This window comes from Serratia sp. NCCP-200 (genome assembly GCF_059697885.1).
The window spans coordinates 702,350-714,902 of sequence record NZ_BAAKUJ010000001.1 but is presented as its reverse complement, the minus strand read 5'-3'; the positions used below and the strand labels follow the sequence as shown (position 1 = coordinate 714,902).

Here is a 12,553-nt window from a genome sequence, read left to right as displayed (position 1 = left end):
GGTGGCCGCTTATCTGATACGCAGATTACTGCTGGTGATCCCCACGCTGTGGGCGATCATCACCATTAACTTTTTCATTGTGCAAATCGCTCCCGGTGGACCGGTCGATCAGGCCATTGCCTCTATTGAGATGGGGCAAACCAGCGGCTTTGGCGGCGGTGGCGCAGGTGAAGGCCTAGGGCATATGAAGGCCGGCGCGGGCAACGTGGCCGAAGGCCAATACCGTGGCTCACGCGGCCTGGATCCCGAAGTGATCGCCGAGATCACCAAGCGTTACGGTTTCGACAAGCCGCTGCACGAACGCTATTTCACCATGCTGTGGAACTACATGCGCCTCGATTTCGGTGAAAGCCTGTTCCGCGGGGCCTCGGTAATGCAGCTAATTGGCCAGAGTCTGCCAGTTTCCGCGACCCTGGGGCTATGGAGTACGCTGATCATTTATCTGGTGTCGATCCCGCTGGGGATACGCAAGGCCATCCACAACGGCAGCGCCTTTGACACCTGGAGCAGCACGCTGATTATCATCGGCTACGCCATTCCGGCATTCCTGTTCGCCATCCTGATGATCGTGCTATTCGCCGGTGGCAGCTATCTGGACTGGTTCCCACTGCGCGGGCTGGTTTCCAGCAATTTCGACACGCTGCCGTGGTACGGTAAAATCACCGATTATCTGTGGCACATTACCCTGCCAGTGCTGGCTACGGTGATCGGTGGCTTTGCCGCACTGACCATGCTGACTAAAAACTCGTTTCTTGATGAGATCCGCAAACAGTATGTGGTCACCGCCCGTGCCAAAGGGCTGGACGAGAAGAAGATCCTTTACCGCCACGTGTTCCGTAACGCCATGCTGCTGGTGATCGCCGGTTTCCCGGCCACCTTTATCAGCATGTTTTTCACCGGTTCGTTGTTGATCGAAGTGATGTTCTCGCTCAACGGCCTTGGGCTGTTGGGCTACGATGCCACCCTGCAACGCGACTATCCGGTGATGTTCGGAACGCTCTACATATTTACCCTGATCGGCTTGCTGTTGAATATCGTCAGCGATATCACCTATACCCTGGTCGATCCGCGCATTGATTTCGAGGGCCGTCAATGAGCCGCTTAAGCCCCATCAATCAGGCCCGCTGGGCACGTTTTCGCAGCAACCGCCGTGGTTACTGGTCGCTGTGGATTTTTCTGTCTGCCTTTGCACTCAGCCTGGCCGCCAACCTGATCGCCAACGACCGGCCGTTGCTGGTGCGCTATGAAGGCCGGCTGTATGTGCCCTTTATGGTCAACTACAGCGAAACGACCTTCGGCGGGGAACTGAATACCACTACCGATTTTCAGGATCCCTTTGTTATCAAGCAGATTGAGCAACACGGCTGGGCCATCTGGGCCCCGATCCGCTTTAGCTACAACACCATCAACTTTGCCACCGAAGTGCCCTTCCCGTCGCCGCCGTCACGCCAAAACCTGCTCGGCACCGACAGTAATGGCAGCGATGTGTTGGCACGGGTGCTGTACGGTTTCCGTATCTCAATGCTATTTGGGCTAGCGCTAACGCTGTGTTCCAGCGTGATTGGTATCTGTGCGGGAGCGACGCAGGGCTATTACGGCGGCCGATTCGATCTTTGGGGGCAACGGCTGATCGAGGTTTGGTCGGGGATGCCGACGCTGTTCCTGATCATCCTGCTGTCCAGCATCATCCAACCCAACTTCTGGTGGCTGTTAGGCATCACCATCCTGTTTGGCTGGATGAGCCTGGTGGGCGTAGTGCGTGCCGAATTCCTGCGTACCCGTAATTACGACTACATTCGTGCCGCCAGAGCGATGGGCGTGCCGGATCGCGTGATTATGTATCGTCATATGCTGCCTAACGCCATGGTGGCCACGCTGACCTTCCTGCCGTTTATTCTGTGTGGTTCGATCACCACCCTTACCTCTCTCGATTTCCTCGGCTTTGGCTTGCCGCTCGGTTCGCCTTCGTTGGGTGAGCTCCTTTTACAGGGCAAAAACAACCTGCAAGCTCCGTGGTTGGGCATTACCGCCTTCCTGGTGCTGGCGGTGCTGCTCTCACTGTTAATCTTTATCGGCGAAGCGGTGCGCGACGCCTTCGACCCAAGCAAGGCGCATTAATATGACCACTCCTCTGCTCGCTATTCAGGATCTCAGCATCGCCTTCCGCCAGGGAGGCAGCTTGAATCAGGTGGTCAACGGCGTCTCGTTACAGGTGGAACAAGGGGAAACGCTAGCGTTGGTGGGTGAATCAGGCTCAGGCAAAAGCGTCACCGCCCTCTCCGTGCTGCGGCTGCTGCCTTCCCCGCCGGTGGTGTATCCCGGTGGAGATATTCTGTTTAACGGCAACTCACTGTTACATGCATCGGAAGCCGAACTGCGCAAAGTACGTGGCAACCAGATCTCAATGATATTCCAAGAGCCGATGGTGTCGCTCAACCCGCTGCACACCATCGAAAAGCAACTGGCCGAAGTGCTGATGCTCCACATGGGTATGCGCCGTGACGGCGCCCGCGCCGAAATCATTCAGTGCCTGGATCGGGTGGGAATACGTAACGCCAAAGGGCGCCTGAAGGACTATCCCCATCAACTCTCCGGCGGAGAACGTCAGCGAGTAATGATCGCTATGGCGGTGTTGACCAAGCCCAAGCTGTTGATTGCCGATGAGCCGACCACCGCGCTAGACGTGACCATTCAAGCGCAGATCCTGATGCTGCTGAAAGAGTTAAAGCAGGAGCTGGGGATGGGATTGCTGTTCATCACCCACAACCTGAACATCGTGCGCCGGTTGGCGGATAACGTGGCGGTAATGCGCCAAGGGTTGTGCGTAGAGCAAAATAGCCGCGACGGCCTGTTTAGCTCTCCACAGCACGCCTATACCCGTCAGCTACTGGCTGCGGAAGACGTAGGCGAACCTCTGCCACTACCGGCCAGCGATAAGCCTATGCCGCTGCTCAAAGTGGAACACCTGCAGGTCAGCTTCCCGATCAAACGTGGCCTGTTACGACGCATTGTCGATCAGAACTACGCGCTGAAAGATCTGAGCTTCGAAATACAGCCTGGGGAAAGCGTGGGCCTGGTAGGCGAATCGGGTTCAGGTAAGAGCACGACTGGCCTGGCGCTGCTGCGCCTGTTGAGCTCCAAAGGTGCGATCTGGTTTGATGGTCAACCGCTGCATCAGTTCAATAACCAGCAGATGTTGCCTTACCGCAGCCGGATGCAGATCGTGTTCCAGGATCCCTATTCCGCGCTGAATCCACGCCTGAACGTGCTGCAAATCATCGCCGAAGGGCTGGAGATCCACCAGCAACTGACCGCAGAGCAACGCGAACAGCGGGTGATTGAGGCGTTGGAGGAAGTCGGATTGGATCCGGCTTTGCGCTATCGTTATCCCACAGAGTTTTCGGGTGGGCAGCGCCAGCGTATCGCCATTGCCCGCGCGCTAATCCTGCAACCGCAGCTGTTGATCCTGGATGAACCGACGTCCTCGCTGGATAAATCGGTGCAGGCGCAGATCCTGACGCTGCTGAAGTCGCTTCAGCTCCGTCACCGGCTGGCCTATCTGTTTATCAGCCATGATTTGCAGGTGGTACGATCGTTGTGCCATCAGGTGATCGTACTGCGTCAGGGAGAAGTCGTGGAGCAGGGTAACTGCCAGACGATTTTCAACGCACCTGCTGCTGCCTATACACAGCAGTTATTGCAGTTGGTTGATTAGCGGCATCATTCAGAAGGGGTACTGCGCGCTGAGCTGCTCGGCGATCGCCGCACCGACGTTTTTCAAGCGGCACATGGCAGCACTTTCATCACATTGATGAACGAACAGGCAAGGCTCACCCTCCCATTCAACGATGGAGCAGTTGACCTGGATCTCTTGCAGAGACAGGTTGAGCTGCTGCATAACCCGCCAGGCTTCGCGCCCGTCATGGCTGAGCAGCTTGAGGCCGATCAGATCGTTATCTTCGTCTATGCCGCTAAGCGGAATCGGTTCAACCTTGCTGCCGGTAAAACCTGATAGCCAACGATAACTTTGCGGCAAGCGATGCACTACCGAAAGCTGGAAACTGTCCACATGAAATCCCTAGTATGAAAAGATGAAACACTTTTTACATCACAGGATGACTTAGTTATAGCCGGGATCATCCGACTTTGCTGCCCACAAATGTTATTTTTAAGTAAAATTTGCAACAATCAATTAACCACATCCTGCGCTTGCTGATATCACTCAGTTTTTCTCCACCGTAGAAGGTTCTCTCACGGCGTTTTGCGACTCAGCTCGCATTTTTGCGTTATATGTAACCCTTTCCCGCCGCGATCTCAACATTTTTTTCTTGCAATGCGGTTACTTTACAATCGGTATAATTTTACATTGTGCAAACATCTCGCTCAAATACTCAAGGCAGGTTAAATCAATAATATTTTGATTTAAAACAATATTAGCCCGATTAACCGCCAAGGAAATGACCCACCAGCCAACGGGTTGCACCTCTGGCCACCAGGGAAAATAACGCCGCCATATTTAACAAAAAAACTACAGTTCGTTTGGCCGACGTTTAGTTAGCCTGCATATATTTAGCAACAAACTTAAACTTGCAAGCAGGCAGATTGGGGTCTAATTGCATTTGATCTCCCTCACCCCAACCCTCTCCCCAAGGAGAGGGAGCTGGTCCGGAGCTGTAATCAGGTGCAGGATTTAACCTATGGCACATCCGGTCCCGAGGGAGTCAGGTGTTGTGGTAGGATTCAGGCGTAAAGTGGTGGCACATTCATTGGAAGAGCCAAGGTGATCTCAGTATCGATAAAATAGCTCGATCGGTCCCCTCTCCCTGTGGGAGAGGGTTAGGGTGAGGGGTAATCAGGCAGGATTATTGCGCGGACGGCTGGCATAAAAGTAGAACAACACCGCAACGATACTGCACAGGGCCATCGATGAAACCATCGGCCACGCGCTCTTACCTGGAGCCAAGGACAGTATTGCCCCGACCAGCGCGCCAATGCTGAAGCGCAACGTCCCGGCCAGCGAAGAAGCGGTTCCCGCCATATGGGGGAAATCGTCCAGGATCACCGCCATCGCGTTAGACGAGATCATGGCGATACAGCCGAGATAAACCGCTACCCCGAGCACCAAAGCCCAGAAACCCAGCCCGCTGGCGGTGACGGCCAGCAACCACACGCCCATCGTCAATTGCACAAACAGACCAAGACGGAACATTTTTACTGCCCCTAGGCGGCGCACGTTGCGGCTATTGATCAGGGTTGTCAGGAACAGAAACACGATGTTCAGCGCAAAGTAATAGCCAAAATGCTGTGGTGAAACATTATTCAGCTCGATATAGACAAACGGCCCGGCGCTGAGGAAAGAAAACATCCCGGCAAACGAGAAAGCACTGGCCAGCATATAGCTCAACACGCGCTTGTGGCGGAACAACGAGCCGAAATTCCTCAGCGTGGTACGCAGATGGAATTTTTGCCGCCGCTCCTTTGGCAACGTCTCCTTGATAAAGAACGCCACCAGTACCGACCCCAACAACGCCGCAGCTCCCATGGTCCAGAAGATAGCATGCCAGCTGAACCATAGCAGCAGCACACCACCGATCATCGGAGCCAGCAATGGCGCAATGGTCATCACCAGGATCACGAACGACATCATGCGTGAGAACTCATCCTTGGTGAACATGTCACGCATCAGGGCGTTGATCACTACGCTTGCCGCCGCTGCGGCCAGCCCGTGCAGGAAACGCAGGTTGATCAGTTGCTCCACGGATTGGGCCATCGCACAGGCCCCACCGGCGATAGCAAAAATCAGCGTGCCCCACAGGATCACCGGCTTGCGACCAATGCTGTCGGACATCGGCCCATAGAACAGTTGGCCAACGGCAAAGCCCAACATGTAGGCACTGAGCGTCATCTGCACCCGGCCCGACTCCACGCCAAACTCCTGGGCGATTATCGGCATGCTGGGTAAGTACATGTCGATCGCCAGTGGCATCAGCATGGACAGCAGGCCCAGAATAAAGATCAAACCGAGGTGAGAGGTCCGGTTCTGTTGCACGTTCAACGACTCCTTGGTCGGTCGCAAAAATTAATCCAGCAGGTGCGGTGCGCCTACGCTGGCAATCTCTTCTTCGGTCAGCGGGCGATATTCCCCCGGTGCCAAATCGTCATCCAACACAATGGCGCCAATGCGCTCACGGTGTAATTCGATGACCCGATTACCCACAGCTGCAAACATGCGCTTCACCTGATGGTAACGCCCTTCGCTGATGGTGAGGCGCACCAGGGTCTCTTCGATTTTTTCCAACTTCGCTGGCTTGGTCAGATTTTTTTCGTTATGCAGTTGCACGCCTTGCTCGAACTGCTGAGCGGTATCAGCGGCCAACGGATGTTCCAACGTCACAAGATAGGTTTTCTCACACTCGTGGCGCGGTGAGGTGATACGGTGCGACCACTGGCCGTCATCGGTCATCAGTACCAGGCCGGTGGTATCAATATCCAGACGCCCTGCCGCATGCAGCTTGTACGCAACGGGTTCATCCAGGAAATAGAGCACGGTTGGATGATCCGGATCGTCGGTCGAGCACACATAACCCTGTGGCTTATTGAGCATGAAGTAACGTGGCCCGTTCAGCTGTGACAACACGTTGCCATCAAACCGCACTTCCTGTTCCGGAGCCAGCTTGAGCGCCCCGCTCTTGACCACTTCACCGTCTACGGTGACACGTTTTGCACGGAGTTCACGCGCTACCAGCGCACGGCTGATACCCAACTGCTGAGATAAAAACTTGTCCAGTCGCATTGAATCTGCTTTGCCTGTCGTTGTTATGATCGCATTGATCTGGTTGCTAAATATGACGCCCCGTTGTCGCACCAGGTGCAGAAAACAGGTTCGAAGAGGATGTTCGCGTAGGGAAGCCGCTTAGTATAGCGACGGAAACGATGCCATAACAGGGGTAATTTCCATGCTTCTCGCACTGCGTAGCCGCAGAGGGCATAATAATAGAAATTTTTCCGCCGTCTGAGGAGCAAAATGTCACAATTTCAGTGGAATGTTACAGCCCACTTCAGCGAGCGGTACTAACGCATGGCTTTTACCCTTCGCCCCTATCAGTTGGAAGCGGTCGATGCCACCATCAAGCATTTCCGCCAACATCCTGAACCGGCCCTGATCGTGCTGCCAACCGGCGCAGGCAAAAGCCTGGTGATCGCCGAGTTGGCAAAACGCGCCCGTGGCCGGGTGTTAGTACTGGCCCACGTTAAAGAGCTGGTGGCGCAAAACCATAGCAAATACTGCGCTTACGGCCTGGAGGCCGACATCTTCGCCGCCGGGCTTCAGCAAAAAGAGAGCAGCGGCAAGGTGGTGTTTGGCAGCGTGCAATCGGTAGCACGTAATTTATCGCTGTTCGACGGCGCGTTTTCACTGCTGATCGTCGACGAATGCCACCGCATCAGCGACGATGACGACAGCCAATACCAACAGATTATTCAACACCTGCAAAAAACCAACCCACAGCTGCGCCTGCTTGGTCTGACGGCCACCCCTTACCGGCTGGGCAAAGGTTGGATCTATCAATATCACTACCACGGCATCACCCGTGGCGACGGCAACAGCCTGTTTCGCGACTGCATTTATGAGCTGCCGTTGCGCTATATGATTAAACACGGCTTCCTGGTGCCGCCAGAACGGCTGGATATGCCGATCGTGCAATACGATTTTAGCCGCCTGGAGGCCAGAAGTAACGGCCTGTTCAGCGAAGCGGATCTTAACCGCGAGCTGAAACAGCAAAACCGCATTACGCCCCATATCATCAGCCAGATCGTTGAATACGCCGAAACCCGCAAAGGCGTGATGATTTTTGCCTCCACGGTGGAGCATGCCCGTGAAGTGCATGGCTTGTTGCCAAGCGGGGAGGCGGCGCTGGTCAGTGCAGAAACGCCCCCCGGCGAACGTGACGCGCTGATCGAAGCCTTCAAGCAACAGCAGTTGCGCTACCTGGTCAACGTGGCGGTGCTGACGACGGGTTTCGATGCGCCTCATGTCGATCTGATCGCTATTTTGCGGCCCACCGAGTCTGTTAGCCTGTATCAGCAGATCGTCGGGCGCGGTTTACGGCTGTCCCCAGGCAAGACCGACTGCCTGATCCTGGACTACGCAGGCAATCCCCATGATTTGTTCACGCCGGAAGTCGGGGTCAGCAAACCCCACTCAGACAGCCAACCGGTGCAGGTCTTTTGCCCTGGCTGCGGTTTTGCCAACCTGTTTTGGGGCAAATGCACCGAGAACGGCGACATCATCGAGCACTATGGCCGTCGCTGTCAGGGCTGGCTGGAAGATGATGAGGGGCATCGCGAGCAGTGTGACTATCGCTTCCGTTTCAAATGCTGCCCGCACTGCGGCGCAGAGAACGATATTGCGGCACGCCGCTGCCATCAGTGCCAGGAAGTGCTGGTCGATCCGGATGATATGCTGAAGGCCGCATTGAAGCTGAAGGATGCGCTAGTCCTGCGCTGTGGCGGAATGGAACTGCAAAGCGGCAAGGACGACAAAGGGGAATGGCTGAAAGCCACCTATTATGACGAAGATGGCACCAGCACCAGCGAACGGTTCCGCCTGCAAACGCCCGCACAACGCAAGGCCTTCGAGATGCTGTTCCTGCGCCCGCACCAACGGGCACCAGGCGTCCCCTTCGGTTGGCAAAACGCGGCGGACATTCTGGCTCAGCAGGCGCTGTTGCGCCATCCAGACTTCGTCGTCGCGCGCAAACGCGGCCAGTTCTGGCAGATACGTGAAAAAGTTTTTGATTATCAGGGTCGCTTTCGCCGTGCCAATGAGCTGTATTAGGCCCGAGCGGCAGGTTTTCATTGCCCAGCGAGCGGCTTTCCGTTAAAATGCCGCCCGCTTTACCTGGGTTCGCCCAGTGTGAAAGCAGGTTATCGAGCCTGTTACTGGGTCGCCTGTAGCAGGGTAAATTTTCTTTTAAGAGAAAAAACAATGTTCACTATCAACGTACAAGTACGTAAAGACCAGGGTAAGGGTGCGAGCCGCCGCCTGCGTGCAGCAAACAAATTCCCAGCTATCATCTATGGTGGCGAAGAAGCTGCGATTGCTATCGAACTAGACCATGATTCTGTCAAGAACATGGAAGTTAAACCAGAATTCTACAGCGAAGCAGTAGTTTTGGTTGTCGACGGTAAAGAAACCAAAGTTAAGGTTCAGGCTGTACAGCGTCACCCGTTCAAGCCAAAACTGGCTCACATCGACTTCGTTCGCGTTTAATCGCCACGTTATCGATTTTCGGGACGCCGAAGTGAAAAACGCCGCAATTGCGGCGTTTTTTATTGGCTATCATTCTGCGATGCTTACTTGCCGCCCGTGCGACGTTGCAACTGATCGCGCAGATTCGGTGGCGTACCTCTGATCGTCAGGGTATCGGTGGCCGCATCCCAGAAAATGCGCTCCCCCAGCAGCATCGCATCAAAGTTCAGGCTGATACCGCCGCCGCTGCCGGCAAATTTGGTCAATTGGCGTAATGTGCCGCGATCCGCCGGGAAACTATCTTCCAGCTCGTAGCCCTGCTCGCTGGAAAACTGCAGGAAATCCTTCTCGCCCACCGGGGCTATCTCTTTCGACAACTCCTGCAGTTCGATCTCTTCACCGGCCTGCAACTGCTCATTACAGTAGCTGTAAACTTGCTGACGTACCGTCTGGCGTTCGTGTTTGCCTAGTTGAGCATCTGCACAGTAATCATCTACCGCCTGTAACAAGCCACGGTTTTGCGCTTTGGTATCCAGCCCTTCCGACGCCGCCAGGAAATCCATAAAGAAATCTGAGACCTTGCGCCCTACCCGCCCTTTGAGGAATGTCAGGTAGCGAGTCGATTGCGGGTTGGTTTCCCATTCGGTCAGATCGATACGCGCCACAATGTCCGCGTGGTTGATGTCCAGATAGTGGGTGGTGCGGATATCCAACTCTTCATTGACACGCGTACTGTTGCAACTGTTCAGCACCGTGATCAGCAAGTATTCCACCGCCAGATAGCGGTAATGAGCGAACAGCACCACGCCACCGTCGGCAAACGGATATTTGGCCAGTTCATCACGCAGACGGCCGGTGGCAGCACGGCTAAATGCGAGGAAATCGTCATCACCCTTACGGCAGTTACGCAACGCGTCCGCCAGTTCGCTCTGCTCGTTGAACAGGCCGTAAGCCTTACTCTTGGCGCTGTAAACGCGATGCAGCTCTGCCATCATCTCTTCCACCGCCGCATTGGTGGTAAGAAGGGAATCGCGCAACACCACTTCCAGCGTCTGCTCATCGCGTTTTACCAACTGGTGCAGTGCAATCTGCTCGATATCCAGACTCATGATCAATCCTCCTGTTCTTTGAGCGCGTATTCAAGCACTGACGAAGCCGAAAGACAACGGGCATGGCAATGCCTTAACGATCTTCACGCTATAAAAGAGCGGAAAATCACGGCTCCATACGGTAAGATATGGGACTTTGTCGAGCTTTGAGCACAATATTTATGCCACAATCATCTCGTTATAGTGACGAACACGTTGAACAACTGCTCTCTGAGCTGGTCAACGTTCTGGAAAAACACCATACTCCCACCGACCTCTCTTTGATGGTACTGGGCAACATGGTAACCAATTTGATCAACACCAGTATTGCTCCCGCACAGCGGAACACACTGGCCAGATCGTTTGCTGAAGCCCTGCAGGCTTCTATCCGTGAAGATAAAGCGCATTAATAATTACTTATGGTGACAAACCGACAGCGTTATCGTGAAAAAGTCTCCCAGATGATTAGCTGGGGGCACTGGTTCGCCTTATTTAATATTCTGCTCAGTATCGGGTTGGGCAGCCGCTACCTGTTTGTTACCGACTGGCCGTCCTCACTGCTGGGGCGAGTCTATGCGTTGGTCAGCCTGATTGGGCAGTTCAGCTTTATTGTCTTTGCCGCCTACCTGCTGATCATCTTCCCGCTCACCTTTGTGGTGATGTCGCAGCGCCTGCTGCGATTTATTTCCGCGACGTTGGCCACCGCTGGGCTGACGTTGCTGCTGGTCGACAGCGAAGTCTTTACCCACTTCCACCTGCACCTTAATCCGGTAGTGTGGGAGTTGGTTATCAACCCGGACCAAAGTGAGCTGGCGCGCGACTGGCAACTGGTGTTTATCTGCGTGCCAGTGATATTCCTGATCGAAATGCTGTTTGCGACCTGGAGCTGGCAGAAACTGCGCAGCCTGAACCGGCGCAACTTCGGCAAACCGCTGGCGGTGCTGTTCATCTGTTCGTTCTTTGCCTCGCACCTGATTTATATCTGGGCGGATGCCAATTTCTATCGGCCGATCACCATGCAACGCGCCAACTTACCACTCTCTTACCCCATGACGGCGCGTAAGTTCCTGGAAAAACACGGCCTGCTCGATCAGCAAGAATATGAGCGCCGCCTGATGCAACAGGGCAATCCAGAAGCGGCTGCCGTTGAATACCCGCTCAATAGTCTGAACTACAGCGATAAAGGCAGCGGCTACAACCTGCTGATGATCGTGGTGAACGGCGTGCGTACACAGGATCTGGCGCAAGACATGCCAGGCTTAAGCCGTTTTGCACAGGAAAATATCCGCTTCAGCGACCATTACAGCTCCGGTAACCATGCGGACACTGGCCTGTTTGGCCTGTTCTACGGTATTTCACCTACCTATCTGGATGGCATTCTGGCCGGGCGCAAACCGGCCGCGTTGATTAGCGCACTGAGCGATCAAGGCTATCAGTTCGGCCTGTTCTCTTCAGACGGTTTCAACGCCACGCTTTACCGTCAGGCGCTATTGACCGATTTCTCGCTACCGCCGGAACCGTTCGTGCAGAGCGATGCTGCCACCACGCATCAGTGGCAGAGCTGGTTGGCCACACAGAGCGGAAATAGCCCTTGGTTCTCCTTTATCAATTTCAGCGGTGCAAAGTTCCCAGAAGGCGACAATAAGCTCTCGCCGGAAGCCTTTACCCAGCTCTATCGTACTGGCGCGAAAGACGTCGATGCGCAGATTGAGCAGGTGCTGGCAACGCTGAAAGAAAAAGGCCTGTTGGATAAAACCGTGGTGGTGATCACCGCCGAGCACGGCATAGAGTTCAACGATACCGGTAAAGGCAACTGGGGAGCAGGTAGCAGCTTTAACCGCAGCCAGTTGCAGGTTCCGTTGGTCATTCACTGGCCAGGCACCCCGGCACAAACCATCAATAAGCTGACCAATCATAACGATGTGATGCGCACGCTGATGCAACGTCTGCTGCATGTGAAAACACCGGCTAACGACTATTCGCAGGGCGAAGACCTGTTTGCCGCACAGCGTAAAAACAATTGGCTCGCCACCGGCGACGGCACCCAGTTGGTGATCACCACGCCAACGCAGACGCTGACATTGGATGGTAATGGCAACTACCGTGCCTACGATCAAGACGATAACGAGATTAAAGACGAGAAACCCCAGCTAGCCCTGCTGTTACAGGTGCTGACCGATGTAAAACGCTTTATCGCCAACTAACTGCTTAAATC

Annotated in this window: 11 protein-coding genes; 7 read left to right on the top strand and 4 right to left on the bottom strand. The window is 54.6% G+C overall.

Annotation, left to right across the window (positions count from 1 at the left end):
- Position 1: 1 nt before the first annotated feature.
- Genes AC6HVW_RS03340 through yejF form a run of 3 tightly spaced genes read left to right on the top strand, consistent with a single transcriptional unit; the run spans position 2 to position 3,715 of the window.
- The gene (locus tag AC6HVW_RS03340) at positions 2 to 1,096 is read left to right on the top strand and encodes a microcin C ABC transporter permease YejB (RefSeq protein ID WP_021805871.1); all 1,095 of its coding nucleotides are present in this window, start codon (positions 2 to 4) and stop codon (positions 1,094 to 1,096) included.
- Positions 1,093 to 2,118, top strand: coding sequence for an ABC transporter permease (locus AC6HVW_RS03335; RefSeq protein WP_094983246.1), 1,026 nt, complete (start codon positions 1,093 to 1,095; stop codon positions 2,116 to 2,118). The genes AC6HVW_RS03340 and AC6HVW_RS03335 overlap by 4 nt, the downstream gene beginning before the upstream one ends.
- A 1-nt stretch (position 2,119) precedes the next feature.
- Complete coding sequence (gene yejF, locus AC6HVW_RS03330) at positions 2,120 to 3,715, top strand: microcin C ABC transporter ATP-binding protein YejF (protein WP_071681021.1); 1,596 nt, start codon at positions 2,120 to 2,122, stop codon at positions 3,713 to 3,715.
- A gap of 9 nt (positions 3,716 to 3,724) precedes the next feature.
- Here yejF and AC6HVW_RS03325 read toward each other — a convergent pair whose 3' ends face one another.
- The 3 genes from AC6HVW_RS03325 to rsuA form a co-directional block, all read right to left on the bottom strand.
- Complete coding sequence (locus AC6HVW_RS03325; RefSeq protein ID WP_021805874.1) at positions 3,725 to 4,069, bottom strand: YejG family protein; 345 nt, start codon at positions 4,067 to 4,069, stop codon at positions 3,725 to 3,727.
- A gap of 783 nt (positions 4,070 to 4,852) precedes the next feature.
- On the bottom strand, positions 4,853 to 6,049 hold the full coding sequence (locus tag AC6HVW_RS03320) for a Bcr/CflA family multidrug efflux MFS transporter (RefSeq protein WP_021805875.1): 1,197 nt from the start codon (positions 6,047 to 6,049) through the stop codon (positions 4,853 to 4,855).
- A gap of 30 nt (positions 6,050 to 6,079) precedes the next feature.
- Positions 6,080 to 6,793, bottom strand: coding sequence for a 16S rRNA pseudouridine(516) synthase RsuA (gene rsuA / locus AC6HVW_RS03315; RefSeq protein ID WP_059201228.1), 714 nt, complete (start codon positions 6,791 to 6,793; stop codon positions 6,080 to 6,082).
- A gap of 285 nt (positions 6,794 to 7,078) precedes the next feature.
- Here rsuA and radD point away from each other — a divergent pair, with 285 nt between their 5' ends.
- Positions 7,079 to 8,836, top strand: a complete 1,758-nt coding sequence (gene radD, locus AC6HVW_RS03310) for a DNA repair helicase RadD (protein ID WP_021805877.1) — start codon at positions 7,079 to 7,081, stop codon at positions 8,834 to 8,836.
- Between the two features lie 150 nt (positions 8,837 to 8,986).
- On the top strand, positions 8,987 to 9,271 hold the full coding sequence (rplY, locus tag AC6HVW_RS03305) for a 50S ribosomal protein L25 (RefSeq protein WP_024486231.1): 285 nt from the start codon (positions 8,987 to 8,989) through the stop codon (positions 9,269 to 9,271).
- A gap of 83 nt (positions 9,272 to 9,354) precedes the next feature.
- Here rplY and yejK read toward each other — a convergent pair whose 3' ends face one another.
- Complete coding sequence (yejK, locus tag AC6HVW_RS03300; RefSeq protein ID WP_024486230.1) at positions 9,355 to 10,359, bottom strand: nucleoid-associated protein YejK; 1,005 nt, start codon at positions 10,357 to 10,359, stop codon at positions 9,355 to 9,357.
- Between the two features lie 161 nt (positions 10,360 to 10,520).
- Between yejK and AC6HVW_RS03295 the strand changes: the two genes are divergently transcribed.
- Entirely contained in the window at positions 10,521 to 10,748 is a 228-nt protein-coding gene (locus AC6HVW_RS03295; RefSeq protein ID WP_071681022.1) for a YejL family protein, read from the top strand.
- Between the two features lie 9 nt (positions 10,749 to 10,757).
- The gene (gene yejM, locus AC6HVW_RS03290) at positions 10,758 to 12,542 is read left to right on the top strand and encodes an LPS biosynthesis-modulating metalloenzyme YejM (protein WP_071681023.1); all 1,785 of its coding nucleotides are present in this window, start codon (positions 10,758 to 10,760) and stop codon (positions 12,540 to 12,542) included.
- Positions 12,543 to 12,553: the final 11 nt, after the last annotated feature.